We start from the raw sequence: 14,713 nt of genomic DNA, 5'->3' as shown, positions 1-14,713 counted from the left end.
GTGCCACGTTGCCCCATGGGGTCCCCCGCCGGCTGTACCCCGCGGGCAGCGTCCTGCGCTCAGTCCCGTGAGTGGCCGAACAGGATGCGGTACACGATCAGCAGGACCAGCGAGCCGCCGATCGCCGCAGCCCACGTGGCACCGTCGTAGAAGTCCTTGGTGATCGGGTGGTCCAGCCAGCGGGCCGACATCCAGCCGCCGATGAACGCGCCCGCGATGCCGATCAGTGTCGTGCCGATGAGCCCGCCCGGGTCGCGGCCCGGCAGCAGGATCTTGGCGATGGCTCCGGCCAACAGTCCGAGGATGATCCAAGCGATGATGCTCATGCCGTGAACCTGCCCTTCCGCGCTGTGTCCGCACTGTCCCGGACCTCTGATCAGGGCGATGTTCGCCCGGACGGAGGCAGACCGCAGCCCGTGCTCGTGCGTGGTGCCTGTTGCGTTGTTCCCGTTGCGTGGTGCTTCGTGCCTGTGTGTGGTCCGTCCTGTGGTGTCGCGTTGCCGCCACGCCCTGCCTCGGACCATGTGCCGGACCCGGCGCGGTTCCGTGCTCTTGTCACTGCTGAGGACGGCACGGCGGCACGGGCGGTTGCGCCGCCCCCGTGAGGGCGTCACAGGCCACACGGCCGGTGGTCGGGCCGAGGCAGGGCCGGTTCGGTTACGGCGCCGAGGTCGGGGTCCGGGTCGGCGCCGGAGTCGGGGTCGACCCCGGCGTCGTGCGTCTGCGGAAGTCCGGCCACGGCTCCGGGTCCGCCCCTTCGTTCGTCTCCTCGTACCAGCCCGTGCCGTCCACCCAGGCGCGCAGCCAGGCCGTGAGGCTGGGGGCGTCCACGTACCAGGCGTGGTCGGTGTCGTCGGCGTTCGGTTCGAAGAGCAGGACGGGTGCCTGCGGGTCCAGGCAGTCCACACAGGCGTACATCGCACAGCCCCAGTGGGATATCGGCAGCACGCCCTCGGGCCAGGGCCACGCGGGGTCCTTGCGGGCGCTCTCGCGGTTGGCGAGGTACTGCACGACGGCGGCGGGCTCGTCGGCGGGCGGGCTGTCGAGCAGGGGCAGCAGACCGTACTCCGGACCGAATCCGCCGTCCCCTATCCGGAGATAGAGCTCGGCGAGCGGCGGCGGCAGACGGAAGCCGAGCGCGGCCTCGGCGCGGGTCACCGCGGCGGCGTCCACGGGCTCGAAAAGCGAAGTCCAGCCCCACGGGCGGGTGGTACGGGCCTTGTCCGCCACCTGTGCCAGCAACTGCTCGATCTCGGTCATGGGTTCATGATGCAAGGCAGCACTGACAATGGTCCCGACCTGTGGACCACCCTGCGTCTGTGGGAAACCGGGGGAGCCGCCGGCCCGAGTCCGGCGCTCGGGCCTGCCGTCACCAGCCCGCCGCGAACGGCCTGTCCGTCGAGACGATCTCGCGCCCGAAGGGCAGCAGCGAGACCGGGATGAGCTTGAAGTTGGCGATGCCGAGCGGGATGCCGATGATCGAGACGCACAGCGCGATGCCGGTGACGATGTGGGCGAGGGCCAGCCACCAGCCCGCCAGGATCAGCCACAGCACGTTGCCGATGCAGGACGGGGCTCCCGCGTCGCGGCGCTCGACCGTCGTCTTCCCGAAGGGCCACAGGGCGTAGACGCCGATGCGGAACGCGGCGATACCGAACGGGATGCCGATGATGGTGATGCACAGCAGCACGCCTGCCAGCAGGTAGCCGAGGAACAGCCAGAAGCCGCTGAGCACGAGCCATATGACGTTCAGGATGGTTTTCACGGGCGCCGACCTGCCATCTGTTCGAGGCGAGCGATGCGCTCGGCCATGGGCGGGTGCGTGGAGAACATCTTGGACAGTCCCTGGCCGGGGCGGAACGGGTTCGCGATCATCATGTGGCTCGCGGTCTCGATCCGGGGCTCGGGGGGCAGCGGGAGTTGCTTGGTGCCGGCCTCCAGCTTGCGCAACGCGCCCGCGAGGGCGAGCGGGTCGCCGGTGAGCTGGGCGCCGGAGGCGTCGGCCTCGTACTCGCGGGAGCGGCTGATGGCCAGCTGGATGAGGGAGGCGGCGAGCGGGCCCAGGATCAGGATCAGGAGCATGCCGAGGAGGCCGGGGCCGTCGTCGTCGTCGGAGCGGCCGATCGGGATCAGCCAGGCGAAGTTGACCAGGAACATGATCACGGAGGCGAGGGCGCCGGCGACCGAGGAGATGAGGATGTCGCGGTTGTAGACGTGGCTGAGCTCGTGGCCGATGACACCGCGCAGCTCCCGCTCGTCCAGGATGCGCAGGATGCCCTCGGTGCAGCACACGGCGGCGTTGCGCGGGTTGCGGCCGGTCGCGAAGGCGTTCGGCGCCTCCGTCGGGGAGATGTACAGGCGGGGCATGGGCTGGCGGGCCTGCGTGGAGAGGTCGCGGACCATGCGGTACAGCGCGGGAGCCTCGAACTCGCTCACCGGACGGGCCCTCATCGCGCGCAGGGCCAGCTTGTCGCTGTTCCAATAGGCGTACGCGTTCGTACCCAGCGCGATCAGGACGGCGACGACCAGGCCGGCCCGCCCGAAGAAGCTGCCGATGAGGATGATGAGTGCGGACAGTCCCCCGAGGAGTACTGCGGTCCTGAGCCCGTTGTGCCGGCGGTGCACGGTACGCCCTCCAAGTGGTGCAGCAGGGGAACCCTTTGCTAGTTGATCTACGGTCCCGCTGGTGCCGTGATGACACGTCCAGTGGACCCTCCCGCTTGGGACAACGCGAGGCGAGGGGCACTAGTTCCCTTGTGCGTGGGGCGCCGCACGTGGGCCGTCCGGGTGAGGGGCCTAGAAGAGTCCGGTGTCGGCGAAGCGCAGCACCAGTTGGGGTGCTCCGGACAGGACGATGCCGAGGACGGCGGTCAGCGCGAGCGCGGCAGTCAGCGGCGCCGGGACGAGGTGCTTGGCGGGCTCCCCCTCGGGCGCGCGGAACAGCAGGGCCGTCCATTGGAGGTAGTAGAACAGCGCGATCACCACGTTGACGGCCATCACCACGGCCAGCCAGCCGAGGCCCGCGCCGACGGCCGCGGAGAAGACGGTGACCTTGGCGAACAGGCCGATGATGCCCGGTGGCAGTCCGGCCAGACAGAGCAGGAAGAAGGCCATCAGCAGCGCGGTCACCGGGTTGGCGGCGTACAGGCCCCGGTAGTCGCTGACGCGGTTCAGCGCCCTTGTACGGCCGACCAGCGCGGCCACCGCGAAGGCGCCCAGGTTCACGGCGGCGTACATGAGCGCGTAGGCGACCGTGGAGCCGATCGAGTGCTCGGCGTCGCCGGAGTACGCGGCGGCGGCGATCGGCACCAGTAGGTAGCCGGCCTGGCCGACGGACGACCAGGCGAGCAGGCGTACCGCGCTGTACGCGCGCGTGCCCTGCTGTCGGAGGGCTCCGACGTTGCCGACGGTCATGGTGAGGGCGGCCAGCACGGCGAGTGCGGGGCCCCAGACGTCGGCGTACGACGGGAAGGCGATGACCGTGACGAGGATCAGCCCGGTGAAGCCGACCGCCTTGCCCACCACCGAGAGGTAGGCCGCGACCGGCAGCGGGGCGCCCACGTAGGTGTCGGGCACCCAGAAGTGGAAGGGCACGGCGGCCGTCTTGAAGGCGAAGCCGATGAGGGTGAGCACGACGCCGGTCTGGGCGAGGGTGTACAGCTGTCCGTCGGCGTCACGGATGCGCTCGGCGATCTGGGTGAGATAGAGGCTGCCGGTGGCGGCGTACACGAAGCTGATGCCCATGAGGCTGACGGCGGTCGCGGTGACCGACGACAGGAAGAACTTCAGGGCCGCCTCGGAGGACCTCTTGTCGCTGTGCCGTATGCCGACGAGAGCGAACGCGGGCAGGGAGGCGACCTCCAGGGCGACGATCAGCGTCGCGAGGTCCCGGGAGGCCGGCAGCAGGGCGGCGCCGGCCGCGGAGGAGAGCAGCAGGAACCAGAACTCGCCCTCGGGGAGCCCCCCGCGCGCGTCCTTGAGGGCCGTGACGGACAGCAGGGCCGCCAGCAGCGCGCCGCCGAGAACCAGGAACTGGATGACCAGCGTGAACGGGTCCGCCGTGTAGCTGCACACGTCGGCGTCGCCGGCGAGGCAGAACGTGGACCGGTCGCCGCCCAGGAGGGGCAGCAGCAGCACCGTGGACACGGCCAGTCCTGCCACGGAGACCCATCCGAGGAGCGCCTTCTTGGCGTCCCCGACGAACAGGTCGGCGACCAGGACCGCGAGGGCGACCACGGCCGCGACGGTGGGCGGCGCGATGGCGAGCCAGTCGACGGACTGGACCACGGACTCGGCCGACGGCTGGGCCAGGGAGCTCATCGGGTGCCTCCTGCGAGGAGCTGCTGCACGGCCGGGTCGGTCAGGCCGAGCAGTGCCTTGGGCCAGAGTCCGGCGACGACGGTGAGGACGACCAGCGGGGCCCACGCGGCGTACTCGTAGGTGTGTACGTCGGCGAGCCCGGGTGCGTCCTGCGGTACGACGCCCATGCAGACCCGGCGGACCACGACGAGCAGGTACGCGGCGGTCAGCAGGGTGCCGAACGCGGCGATCGCCGTGAAGGTGAGGAAGGCCGGGCGGCTGAGGCCCGCGGCGGGCTGGAACGCGCCGAACATCGCCAGCATCTCGCCCCAGAACCCGGCGAGGCCCGGCAGACCGAGGGAGGCGACGGCGCCGAAGGCGAGCAGGCCGCCGAAGCGGGGGGCCTTCCCGTACAGCGCGGCGCCGGTCTTGTCCGCCAGGGCGTCGAGGTCGGTGGTGCCGGTGCGGTCCTTCAGGGCGCCGACCAGGAAGAACAGCAGGCCGGTGATGAGGCCGTGGGCGATGTTGGCGAACAGGGCGCCGTTCACGCCGGTCGGGGTCATGGTGGCGATGCCGAGCAGGACGAAGCCCATGTGGCCCACGGAGGAGTAGGCGATGAGGCGCTTGAGATCGCCCTTGGCGCCCTGCTTGGCGAGGGCGAGGCAGGCCAGCGATCCGTAGATGATCCCGACGACGGCGAAGGCCGCGAGATACGGGGCGAAGGTGCGGAGTCCGTCCGGCGCGACCGGCAGCAGAATCCGGACGAAACCGTACGTGCCCATCTTCAGCAGTACGCCGGCCAGCAGGACCGAGCCGACGGTCGGGGCGGCGGTGTGGGCGTCCGGCAGCCAGCTGTGCAGCGGCCACATCGGAGTCTTGACCGCGAGCCCGATCCCGACCGCCAAAACCGCAACGACCTGCACGGATGTGGTCAGCGACCGGCCGTTGTCAGTGGCGAGTGCCACCATGTCGAATGTGCCCGCCGTGATTCCGATCAGGAGCAGGCCGAGCAGCATGACCACGGAACCGAGCAGCGTGTAGAGGATGAACTTCCAGGCGGCCTGCGTCCGCCCCTCGCCGCCCCAGCGGGCGATGAGGAAGTACATCGGGATCAGGACCATCTCGAAGGCGAGGAAGAACAGCAGCAGGTCGAGGACGGCGAAAGTGGCGAGGGTGCCGGACTCCAGCACGAGCAGCAGTGCGACGAACGCCTTCGGGGTCGGGCCCGCAGGCATCTTGAAGTACGAGTAGAGCGCGCAGAGGAAGGTCAGCAGCGCGGTCAGGACGACAAGGGGGAGGGAAATGCCGTCGACGCCGAGGTGGATCCGCACGTCGAGTGCGGGAATCCAGCTGATGTCCGTGCCGGCCTGCATCTTCGACGGCTGGTCGTGGTCGAAGCCGAGCGCGAGGACGATCGCCGCGACGAGGACCGCGCCGGTGACGGTGACACCGTGCCGCAGCACCGCCTGCTCGGGCGACTTCCCCTGCAGTCCGGGCGGGGCGGGCAGGAGAGCGGCGACGGCTCCGAGGAGCGGGCCGACGACGACGAACGCGAGAAGGAACTGCATCACGGACTCGTTGATATCGATCACGCCTGCTCACGCTCCCGTGGCGACGAGGAGGACGGCGACCACCAGGACGACGGTGCCGGCGAGCAGCGCGCTCACATAGGTCTGCACGTTGCCGGTCTGGGCACGCCGTACGGCGGCTCCCAGCCAGCGGGGCAGCACGCCCGCCCCGCTGACGTAGGTGTCGACGACCTCGCGGTCCAGGAACCGCACCAGACTGGCGCCGCCCAGGACCGGGCGGACGAACAGCGCCGAGTACACGGCGTCCAGGTGGAAGCCGCCGGCGGCGTGCCGGTGCAGCGGGCCGAGCAGCAGCCGTGCGGGATCCGCCGGGTCGCGTGCGTAAGCCACGTCGCCGAAGGCGGGTTCGTGGCTGGCGATGGCCTCGGCCTCGACCTGCGCGGCGTCCGCTTCCGGATGGGCGGCCACCGCGCCCAGCGGGACGCGGGCCGTGCGCGCGCTGGTGTGCCGCCAGGCGGCGTAGGTGACGAGGCCGCCGACCAGGGCCAGGCCCGTGCCCAGCACGGACGTGGTGAGGGTCGGGGTCAGCTCGCCGCCGTCGAACCAGCCGGGCAGCGACTGGTAGGCCAGCCCGCCCAGGGCCAGTGAGGGCGCGGCGAGCACCCACAGGACCACGGTCATCGCCAGGGGCTGCCTGCCGTGGTCCGGGGCCTCGGCGCCGTGGCCCCGGAAGGCGAGCAGCCACAGACGCATCGCGTACGCGGCGGTGAGCAGGGCCGTCAGCAGGCCGGCGACCAGGACGATCCAGCCGGCGACGCTGGGGACGTGCTCCGTGTGGCCGGTGGTGACGTGCTCGGCGGCGCCGAGGACGGACTCCTTGGAGAAGAAGCCGCTGAAGGGCGGGATCGCGGCGAGGGCGAGGAGCGCCACGGTCATCGTCCAGTAGGCGTCGGGGACGCGGTCGCGCAGGCCGCCCATGCGGGACATGGCGGCCAGCGAGTTGGTGCCGGCGGCGTGGATGATCACGCCCGCCGCGAGGAACAGCAGCGCTTTGAAGGCGCCGTGGGACAGGAGGTGGAAGACGGCGGCACCGCGGTCGCCGACGGCGAGCGCGCCGGTCATGTAGCCGAGCTGGCCGATCGTCGAGTACGCGAGGACGCGCTTGATGTCGTCCTGGGCGAGCGCGGCGAGTCCCGAACCGGCCATGGTGACCGCTGCCATCACGGCGAGGACGACCATCGCGGCCGCCGAGGCCTGGAAGACGGGGAGAAGCCGGGCGACGAAGTAGACGCCGGCGGCGACCATCGTCGCCGCGTGGATCAGCGCGGAGACGGGCGTGGGACCCGCCATCGCATCGGGGAGCCAGGTGTGCAACGGGAACTGCGCCGACTTGCCCGCGACACCGGCCAGGAGCAGCAGGGCGATCAGAGTGGGGTGGTCGAGTCCGCCGCTCGCGACCGCGCCGAGTACCCGCGTGATGCGGAACGACCCGGCATCGACGGCGAGGGCGAACAGGCCGATCAGGAAGGGGACGTCACCGAGCTTGGTGACCAGGAAGGCCTTCAGGGAGGCGGCGCGGGCCTCCGGGGTCTCCCAGTAGTGCCCGACCAGGAAGTAGGAGCAGATGCCCATCACTTCCCAGCCGACCAGCAGCACGATCAGGTCGCCCGAGTAGACGACGAGGAGCATCGCGGAGGTGAACAGGGAGACGAGCGCCGCGTACGAGGGGTAGCGCGGGTCGTCCTGCAGATAGCCGGTCGAGTAGATCTGCACGCAGAGCGCGACGAACGCCACCAGGACGGCGACGAGGGCGGCGAAGCCGTCGATGTACAGGGCGAGCTCGATCGGGACCGAGCCGGTGGGCGTGAGCTCCGTGGCGGAGTCGATGGACTCGTCACCGCCCTGACGTACGGCCACCAGCACGGCGAGGACGAGCGAGGCGAGCGTCGGCAGGACGGCGATCGGCCGGACGAAGCCGGGGCCCGTACGGCCGACGAGCAGCCCCGTGGCCGCGCCCAGGAAGGGAAGGAGGGGAACGAGGTAAGCGAGGGTCGTGGTGGTCACGCGGTGGCCTCGGCCTTCTCGGCGTCCGGCTCGGCCGTGTGGGCCTCGCCGTCGGGTCCGTCGGTCTCGTGGCCCTCGGCGGTGTCGCGGAGCTTGTCGATGTCGGAGGTGCCGCGGTTGCGGTGGACGGCGAGGACGATCGCGAGGCCGATGCCGATCTCGGCGGCCGCGATGGTGATGGTGAACAGGGTCAGGGCCTGGCCGGAGTGCAGGGTCTCCTCGGCGGCCCTGCTGAGCCACACGTCGAAGGCGACCAGGTTGAGGTTGACGGCGTTGAGCATCAGCTCGACCGACATCAGCACCAGGATCGCGTTGCGGCGGGCCAGGACGCCGTACAGGCCGGTGCAGAACAGGAGGGCGGAGAGAACGGCTGGGTAGGCGAGGTGCATCAGCGGGCACCGTCCTTGCCGGTCGACGGGCCGGGGACGCGCGCGGTGTCGGTCGCCGCGTCGGCCTTCGCCTTGCGGGACAGGACGATCGCACCGACCAGGGCGGCGAGCAGGAGGACGGAGAGGGCCTCGAAGGGGAGGACCCAGTTCCGGAAGAGGGCGCTGCCGGTGACTTCGGTGGAGCCGGCGGGAGCGCCGTCCAGGTCGATCCAGGTCGTGCGGAAGGCGTCGACGACGACCCAGACCAGGGCGGCGGCCGTGGTGACGGCCACGGTGAGGGCGGCCCAGCGGTTGCCGGAGTCGGCGTCCGGGGAGCGGCCGATGGGCGCCTTGGTGAGCATCAGGCCGAACAGGAGGAGGACGACGACGGAGCCGACGTAGATCAGCACCTGTACCCAGGCGATGAACTCGGCGGTGAGCAGGAGGTACTCGACGGCGAGACCGCCGAGGGTCACCACCAGCCACAGGGCGGCGTGCACCAGCTGCCGGGTGGTGACGGTGACGATCGCGGCGCCGAAGGTGACCACGCCGACCAGGAGGAAGGCGATCTCCACGCCGGTCGGGGAGAGGAAGCCGGGGCTGTCGGCGGCGATGCTCGCGGCGCCCGTCCCGAGGGTGGTGGCGGCTGCAAGTGTCATTCCTGGCCCTCCTGCCGGGGCAGGTCCGTCTGCTGCTGGGACTCACCCATCGGCCGGGTGGGCCGCTCGGCGGCGCGTGCCTGCTCGGCGGCGTGCGGCTCGGTCGGGGCTGGCCGCGCGGCTGTCGCGTCCTGCCCGGCCGGCCGCGCGGCTGTCGCGTCCGGCTGGGCGGTCTCGGCGGTCGCCGCCTCCTGCTGGGCGGCCAGCTTCTCGGCGGTCTTGCGGGCGGCGGCGATCTCCTTCGGTTCCTCCGCGCCGGGGTCGAGGGCCGGCGGGGCGGGCACCGTCCACATCCACTCGCGCAGCTTGTCGCGCTCGTGGGTGAGGTCGCGGATGTCGGTCTCGGCGTACTCGAACTCGGGGGACCAGAACAGGGCGTCGAAAGGGCAGACCTCGATGCAGATGCCGCAGTACATGCACAGGGAGAAGTCGATGGCGAACCGGTCGAGGACGTTGCGGCTGCGCTCGCGGCCGCCCGGGGCGGCGGGCGGGACCGTCTCCTTGTGGGAGTCGATGTAGATGCACCAGTCCGGGCATTCCCGGGCGCAGAGCATGCAGACCGTGCAGTTCTCCTCGAACAGGCCGATCACACCGCGGGTACGGGGCGGGAGGTCGGGCTGGGCGTCCGGGTACTGCTCGGTGACGGTCTTCTTCGTCATCGTGCGCAGGGTGACGGCCAGGCCCTTGGCGAGACCGCTGCCGGGGAAGCGGGGCCGGGTGGGCGGAAGAGACTCGGCCATGGCTACTGGATCACCACCTTGACGACGCCGGTGAGGGCGATCTGGGCGAGGGAGAGGGGGACGAGGAGGGTCCAGGAGAGCTTCTGGAGCTGGTCCTCGCGCAACCGGGGGTAGGTGACGCGCAGCCAGATCACGACGAAGGCGAGGACGGCCGTCTTCAGCAGGGTCCAGAACCAGCCGAGGCCGTCGGCGCCCCAGGGCCCGTGCCAGCCACCCAGGAAGAGGACCGTGGTCAGGCCGCACAGGACGACGATCCCGGCGTACTCGGCGAGGAGGAACAGGGCGAAGCGCAGGCCGGTGTACTCGGTGTACGCGCCGAAGATGATCTCCGAGTCGGCGACCGGCATGTCGAACGGGGGGCGCTGGAGTTCGGCCAGTCCCGCCACGAAGAAGACGATCGCGCCGACGATCTGCCAGGGCAGCCACCACCACTGGAAGGCGTCGAGGATGCCGGGCAGGGAGACCGTGCCGGCCGCCATGGCGACGGAGGCTGCGGTGAGCAGCATCGGGAGCTCGTAGGCGAGCAGCTGGGCGGCGGTGCGCAGGCCGCCGAGGAGGGAGAACTTGTTGGCGCTGGCCCAGCCGGCCATGAGCGAGCCGAGGACGCCGACGCCCATCACCGCGAGGACGAAGAAGACACCGGCGTCGATGACCTCGCCGACCGCGCCCTCGCCGGGGCCGATCGGGATGGCCAGCAGGACCAGGAGGTACGGCAGGAGCGCCACGGCGGGGGCGAGCTGGAAGATGCGGCGGTCGGCACCCGCCGGGACCACGTCCTCCTTCTGCGCGAACTTCACGCCGTCCGCGACGAGCTGGGCCCAGCCGTGGAAGCCACCGGCGTACATGGGGCCGAGGCGGCCCTGCATGTGGGCCATCACCTTGTGCTCGGTCTGGCCGATGATCAGGGGGAAGGTGAGGAAGACGCCGAAGACGATCAGGAGTCGCAGGGCGACGTCGAGCACGTCGTTCACTGCCGGCCTCCTGGGGGGTCTTCGGGGGTGGGGGGTGTGACTTCGTCGGGTGCCGAGTCGGTGACGTCGGAGGCGTCCGGGCCGGTACTCGTCCCTTCACGTTCCGGCACGGACCGCTGCGGCTCGGTCTCCGTCCTCTTCCCCTCGTTCGCCGCAGTCTCGTCAGCCATGGGTTCGCCGGTCGCGGTCTCGTTCGCCGCAGCCTCGTCAGCGACGGCTTCGCCCGTCTCCGCCTCAGTCGCCGCGGCTCCTTTCGCGTCCTTCGCCCCGGGCTCGTCGAAGGCCGGGCGGGCGTGGTGCCAGGGAGCGTCGGGGCTGCGGGGGGCGGTAGGGCGGGTGGGCTTCTCCGCCGCCGGTTCCTGCGCGCGCTGCGAGGCGGAGCCTTCGGACGCGCTGCGGGCCCGGCGGGGACCGGCAGGAGGCGTCGTGGCGGACGGTCCTGCCTGCCCGGCAGCCGCCGTGTCCTCCGCGCGCTGCGAAGCCGACCCCTCACTCGCGCTCCGCGCACGACGAGGACCCCTCGGACGAGCCGCGGGACCCGCCGGAGCGGTCGGATTCGCCGGAGCCGTCGGACTTGTCGAAGCCGTCGGACCTGTGGGATCCGCTGGAGCCGCCGTGGCCTCCGCGGAGCCTGCCGTGCCCGATGCGTCCGCCCGCTGCGAAGCCGATCCCTCGCTCACGCTGCGGGCGCGGCGCGGGCCGGTCGGCGACGTCGGCGAGGGGGTCTCCGCGGGCGTGCCTGCGGCGGCCGTCGACGGCCGGCTTGCCGAGCCCTCCGCCGCGGTGCGGGTGCGGCGTGCGGGCCGGTCGCCCACGGGGCGGGCCGCGCCGCGGGCCGGGCGGGCCGGAGCCGGGGGGAGTTGCCCCTTGAGGGGCCCCCATTCGTTCGGGTCGGGAACGCCCGGCGGGAGCATCTGGCGGCGCTTGGGGCCGCCGTGCTCCGACTCGCCGGGCTCCTTCGCGCCGGGCCACGCCTTGGCGACGCGGGCGGCGAGGACGAAGTCCTTGCGCAGGGGGTGGCCCTCGAAGGTCTCCGGCAGCAGGAGGTGGTCCAGGCCGGGGTGGCCCTCGAAGATGACGCCGAACATCTCGTGGGTCTCGCGTTCGTGCCAGGTCGCGCCCGCGAAGACCTCGACGGCCGAGGCGAGGACGGGGGCGTCGTGCGGGATCGTGGTGCGCATCAGCAGGCGGCGTACGGGGGCGAGGGCGACCAGGTGGGCCGAGACGCGGAAGCCGGTGCCGGGTTCGTCGACCGCGCTCAGCCAGTCGAAGTAGGTGCAGCCGAGTTCGTCGCGGGCGGTGCGCAGTGCGGCGGTCCAGGAGGCGGGCGGTACGTCCACGGTCAGGAGCTCGTACGACTCCTCGGCCGTGGCCTCCGTACCGAAGAGGTCCTCGGCGGGCGCGGGGAGCCAGCCGACCGTGCCGTTCATCGGGCCTCCCCGGCGTCGGTGCCGCCTGTGGCCGGCGGTCGGACCAGTCCGCTCCGGAGGGCCGCCGCCGAAGGACGTGCGGAACCGTACCGCTCCCCCAGCGACTCGCGGGCGATCTTCTCCTGGAGCTTGAGGATGCCCTGGAGCAGCGCCTCGGGCCGGGGCGGGCAGCCGGGGACGTAGACGTCGACGGGGATGATCTGGTCGACGCCCTTGGTGACCGAGTACGAGTCCCAGTACGGGCCGCCGCAGTTGGAACAGGCGCCGAAGGAGATGACGTACTTCGGCTCGGGCATCTGTTCGTACAGGCGCTTGATGGCGGGCGCCATCTTGTCCGTGACCGTGCCGGACACGACCATGAGGTCCGCCTGGCGGGGGCCCGGCGCGAACGGGATGACGCCGAGGCGGATGAAGTCGTGGCGGGCCATCGACGCGGCGATGAACTCGATGGCGCAGCAGGCGAGGCCGAAGTTGAAGACCCAGAGCGAATAGCGCCGGCCCCAGTTCAGTACGACCTTCATCGGCTCGGGGGCGAGGCGCGCGAGGGCGCCGAGCCGCTTCGGCTCCGGAAGCAGCACGGGTTCCGAGACCGGTAGGGCCCCGGCACCCGGACCGGGCTCCGGACGCGGTGCGGGCTGCGCGGCACTCGTGGAAGGAGTCACCGAGGGAGTCGCTTCTGGCGTCACGTCCATGCCAGGACACCCTTCTTGTACGCGTAGAGCAGGCCCACGGCCAGGAAGCCGAGGAAGATGAACATCTCGACGAGGGTCGTCGCTCCGTAACCGGGGTCGGCGAAGACCGTGGCCCACGGGAAGAGGAAGATCGAGTCGATCGCGAAGATCACGTAGAGGAAGGCGTAGACGTAGTAGCGGACCTGGGTGTGGGCCCAGCCCTCGCCGACGGGGTCGACGCCGCACTCGTAGGTCAGGAGCTTCTCGTGGGTGGGCACCACGGGGCGCAGCAGCCGGCCCGCCCCGAAGGCGATCGCGACGAACAGCACGCCGATGGCGGCGAGCAGTCCGACGACCGAATAGGACTGGAAGTAGTCCGCCGCGACGACGGCGGTCGGTTCGACGGTCGGTTCCCGCACGTCCGTCCCTCGCTCCCCTGACCTCGACCCTATGACTGTGCGACCGGCCTCACGGCATCGCGGTCCCGGTCCTGGCGATGCCGTGCCGGTTCCGCGACCTTGCCGGTCGTGAACGACGCTGTTCGACGATCTGTACGCAACGTGAGTCTAGGGCCTGTTAAAGGGACGGTAAGCAGCCCATCACGCCCGGAGAGACAACGGAGGGGCGGGGGTGGGGTTTTCCTCAGGAGAACCTGGCGGTGCACCTCATGGCGTGGGCGCTTGCCGCCGGGCACGCTGGCCATGTGACCGAACAATTCCCGCCCGCGAGCGCGGCGGCGGCCGACCGTGGTCCGGACCGCCCGCCGCCGCCCCGCCTCGCCTACGACACGCACACCTGGAAGGAGATCGCGCATCTCCTGGCGAACCTGCCGATGTCCCTGGTGGGCTTCGTCTACGTCGTCACGGTGCTGTCCACCGGCGCGTTCCTGACCGTCACGGTGATCGGCTTCCCGGTGCTCGCGGCGGGCCTGATGGGTGCCCGGCAGCTCGGCCGGCTGGAGCGGGCGCGGGCCAGGAAGCTGCTCGGGGTGCGCGTGGACGAACCGAGCCGGCTGCCTCTGCGGGGCGCGGGCGGATTCTTCCCACGGCTGTGGATGGCGCTGAAGGACCCGGTCGGCTGGCGGACCGTCCTGTACGACTTCATCCGGCTGCCGTGGGGCATCCTCACCTTCACCCTCACGCTGACCTCGCTGTTCGTGCTGTGGCCGGTGCTGCCGTTCGTCGCGCGCGGGCTGGCCAACGCGGACCGGGCCATGGTGCGCGGGTTGCTGTCGCCCTCGGACGAGCTGGAGCGGCGGATCGCCGAGCTGGAGTCCGACCGGGGGGTCGTGGTCGACACGGCCGCTGCGGATCTGCGGCGGATCGAGCGCGACCTGCACGACGGGGCGCAGGCCCGCCTCGTCAACCTGGCCATGGGGCTGGGCCTGGCCAAGGAGAAACTTCTGGAGGACCCCGACCACGCGGCGGCGATGGTCGAGGAGGCGCACGGCGAGGTGAAGCTGGCGCTTCAGGAACTGCGGGACCTGGCCCGCGGCATCCACCCGGCGGTCCTCACCGACCGCGGCCTGGACGCCGCCCTCTCCGCGGTCGCCTCGCGCTGCACGGTGCCGGTGAAGGTGACCGTCGACCTGGACTCGAGGCCGGCCGAGGCCATCGAGGGCATCGCGTACTTCACCGTCTCGGAGCTGCTGCAGAACGTCAGCAAGCACAGCGGCGCGAAGTCCGCGTCCGTCGACGTCTGGCGCACCGAGGAACGCCTCCTGATACAGGTCGCCGACGACGGCCGGGGCGGAGCCAGCCTGGACGGTGGCACGGGAATGCGCGGCCTGGCGGAACGCCTCGGCGCCGTCGACGGCCTGTTCGTCGCCGACTCCCCACCGGGCGGCCCGACGGTCGTCACCGCGGAACTGCCGTGGCGGGACCGGCAGCGTTGAAGGGGTGGGGAAAACCCCCCGCTCAAGATGCCGACGGCCTCCATGGTCCGAGGCCCCCGGCCACAGCAGGGTTGGTACTGCGACGACG

General features: G+C 71.4%; 15 protein-coding genes. 1 reads left to right on the top strand and 14 read right to left on the bottom strand.

Annotation, left to right across the window (positions count from 1 at the left end; translation table 11 throughout):
* Window positions 1-59 precede the first annotated feature (59 nt).
* The 14 genes from IPT68_RS21285 to IPT68_RS21220 form a co-directional block, all read right to left on the bottom strand.
* A complete protein-coding gene (locus IPT68_RS21285; protein WP_189700597.1) occupies window positions 60-326 on the bottom strand; it encodes a GlsB/YeaQ/YmgE family stress response membrane protein in 267 nt (88 codons plus the stop codon).
* A gap of 331 nt (window positions 327-657) precedes the next feature.
* Entirely contained in the window at window positions 658-1,260 is a 603-nt protein-coding gene (locus IPT68_RS21280) for an SMI1/KNR4 family protein (RefSeq protein WP_189700598.1), read from the bottom strand.
* A 109-nt stretch (window positions 1,261-1,369) separates the two neighbouring features.
* Entirely contained in the window at window positions 1,370-1,765 is a 396-nt protein-coding gene (locus tag IPT68_RS21275) for a YccF domain-containing protein (protein ID WP_189700599.1), read from the bottom strand.
* Window positions 1,762-2,625: a zinc metalloprotease HtpX gene (gene htpX, locus IPT68_RS21270; protein WP_189700600.1), complete on the bottom strand. Its 864-nt coding sequence runs from the start codon at window positions 2,623-2,625 to the stop codon at window positions 1,762-1,764. The genes IPT68_RS21275 and htpX overlap by 4 nt, the downstream gene beginning before the upstream one ends.
* A gap of 171 nt (window positions 2,626-2,796) precedes the next feature.
* Window positions 2,797-4,320 carry an NADH-quinone oxidoreductase subunit N gene (locus tag IPT68_RS21265; RefSeq protein WP_189700601.1) on the bottom strand — a complete coding sequence of 508 codons (1,524 nt, stop codon included), beginning with the start codon at window positions 4,318-4,320 and terminating at the stop codon, window positions 2,797-2,799.
* Window positions 4,317-5,891, bottom strand: a complete 1,575-nt coding sequence (locus IPT68_RS21260) for a complex I subunit 4 family protein (RefSeq protein WP_189700602.1) — start codon at window positions 5,889-5,891, stop codon at window positions 4,317-4,319. The genes IPT68_RS21265 and IPT68_RS21260 overlap by 4 nt, the downstream gene beginning before the upstream one ends.
* A gap of 6 nt (window positions 5,892-5,897) precedes the next feature.
* Window positions 5,898-7,892, bottom strand: coding sequence for an NADH-quinone oxidoreductase subunit 5 family protein (locus tag IPT68_RS21255; protein ID WP_189700603.1), 1,995 nt, complete (start codon window positions 7,890-7,892; stop codon window positions 5,898-5,900).
* Complete coding sequence (gene nuoK / locus IPT68_RS21250) at window positions 7,889-8,281, bottom strand: NADH-quinone oxidoreductase subunit NuoK (RefSeq protein WP_189700604.1); 393 nt, start codon at window positions 8,279-8,281, stop codon at window positions 7,889-7,891. The genes IPT68_RS21255 and nuoK overlap by 4 nt, the downstream gene beginning before the upstream one ends.
* On the bottom strand, window positions 8,281-8,919 hold the full coding sequence (locus IPT68_RS21245) for an NADH-quinone oxidoreductase subunit J family protein (RefSeq protein WP_189700605.1): 639 nt from the start codon (window positions 8,917-8,919) through the stop codon (window positions 8,281-8,283). Before IPT68_RS21245 ends, nuoK begins: the two co-directional genes overlap by 1 nt.
* Window positions 8,916-9,659, bottom strand: coding sequence for a NuoI/complex I 23 kDa subunit family protein (locus tag IPT68_RS21240; protein ID WP_189700606.1), 744 nt, complete (start codon window positions 9,657-9,659; stop codon window positions 8,916-8,918). The genes IPT68_RS21245 and IPT68_RS21240 overlap by 4 nt, the downstream gene beginning before the upstream one ends.
* A 2-nt stretch (window positions 9,660-9,661) precedes the next feature.
* The gene (locus IPT68_RS21235; protein ID WP_189700607.1) at window positions 9,662-10,630 is read right to left on the bottom strand and encodes a complex I subunit 1/NuoH family protein; all 969 of its coding nucleotides are present in this window, start codon (window positions 10,628-10,630) and stop codon (window positions 9,662-9,664) included.
* Window positions 10,627-12,060, bottom strand: a complete 1,434-nt coding sequence (locus IPT68_RS21230) for an NADH-quinone oxidoreductase subunit C (protein ID WP_189700608.1) — start codon at window positions 12,058-12,060, stop codon at window positions 10,627-10,629. The genes IPT68_RS21235 and IPT68_RS21230 overlap by 4 nt, the downstream gene beginning before the upstream one ends.
* The gene (locus IPT68_RS21225) at window positions 12,057-12,752 is read right to left on the bottom strand and encodes an NADH-quinone oxidoreductase subunit B (protein ID WP_228039796.1); all 696 of its coding nucleotides are present in this window, start codon (window positions 12,750-12,752) and stop codon (window positions 12,057-12,059) included. The genes IPT68_RS21230 and IPT68_RS21225 overlap by 4 nt, the downstream gene beginning before the upstream one ends.
* On the bottom strand, window positions 12,743-13,150 hold the full coding sequence (locus IPT68_RS21220) for an NADH-quinone oxidoreductase subunit A (RefSeq protein ID WP_189700610.1): 408 nt from the start codon (window positions 13,148-13,150) through the stop codon (window positions 12,743-12,745). Before IPT68_RS21220 ends, IPT68_RS21225 begins: the two co-directional genes overlap by 10 nt.
* Before the next feature lie 248 nt (window positions 13,151-13,398).
* On the opposite strand from IPT68_RS21220, the gene IPT68_RS21215 reads away from it, so the two are divergent.
* Window positions 13,399-14,625 carry a sensor histidine kinase gene (locus IPT68_RS21215; RefSeq protein WP_189700611.1) on the top strand — a complete coding sequence of 409 codons (1,227 nt, stop codon included), beginning with the start codon at window positions 13,399-13,401 and terminating at the stop codon, window positions 14,623-14,625.
* Window positions 14,626-14,713: the final 88 nt, after the last annotated feature.

The organism is Streptomyces chromofuscus, from assembly GCF_015160875.1.
In the GTDB taxonomy this organism is placed as follows: domain Bacteria; phylum Actinomycetota; class Actinomycetes; order Streptomycetales; family Streptomycetaceae; genus Streptomyces; species Streptomyces chromofuscus.
The sequence above is the reverse complement of the archived record's forward strand: the minus strand, read 5'-3'. Positions and strand labels throughout refer to the sequence as shown.

Coding starts and splice junctions, on each gene's coding strand:
- IPT68_RS21285 (WP_189700597.1), bottom strand. CDS start 326: ATGAGCATCATCGCTTGGATCATCCTCGGACTGTTGGCCGGAGCCATC.
- IPT68_RS21280 (WP_189700598.1), bottom strand. CDS start 1,260: ATGACCGAGATCGAGCAGTTGCTGGCACAGGTGGCGGACAAGGCCCGT.
- IPT68_RS21215 (WP_189700611.1), top strand. CDS start 13,399: ATGGCGTGGGCGCTTGCCGCCGGGCACGCTGGCCATGTGACCGAACAA.
- IPT68_RS21240 (WP_189700606.1), bottom strand. CDS start 9,659: ATGGCCGAGTCTCTTCCGCCCACCCGGCCCCGCTTCCCCGGCAGCGGT.
- IPT68_RS21225 (WP_228039796.1), bottom strand. CDS start 12,752: ATGGACGTGACGCCAGAAGCGACTCCCTCGGTGACTCCTTCCACGAGT.
- IPT68_RS21265 (WP_189700601.1), bottom strand. CDS start 4,320: ATGAGCTCCCTGGCCCAGCCGTCGGCCGAGTCCGTGGTCCAGTCCGTC.
- IPT68_RS21230 (WP_189700608.1), bottom strand. CDS start 12,060: ATGAACGGCACGGTCGGCTGGCTCCCCGCGCCCGCCGAGGACCTCTTC.
- nuoK (WP_189700604.1), bottom strand. CDS start 8,281: ATGCACCTCGCCTACCCAGCCGTTCTCTCCGCCCTCCTGTTCTGCACC.
- IPT68_RS21245 (WP_189700605.1), bottom strand. CDS start 8,919: ATGACACTTGCAGCCGCCACCACCCTCGGGACGGGCGCCGCGAGCATC.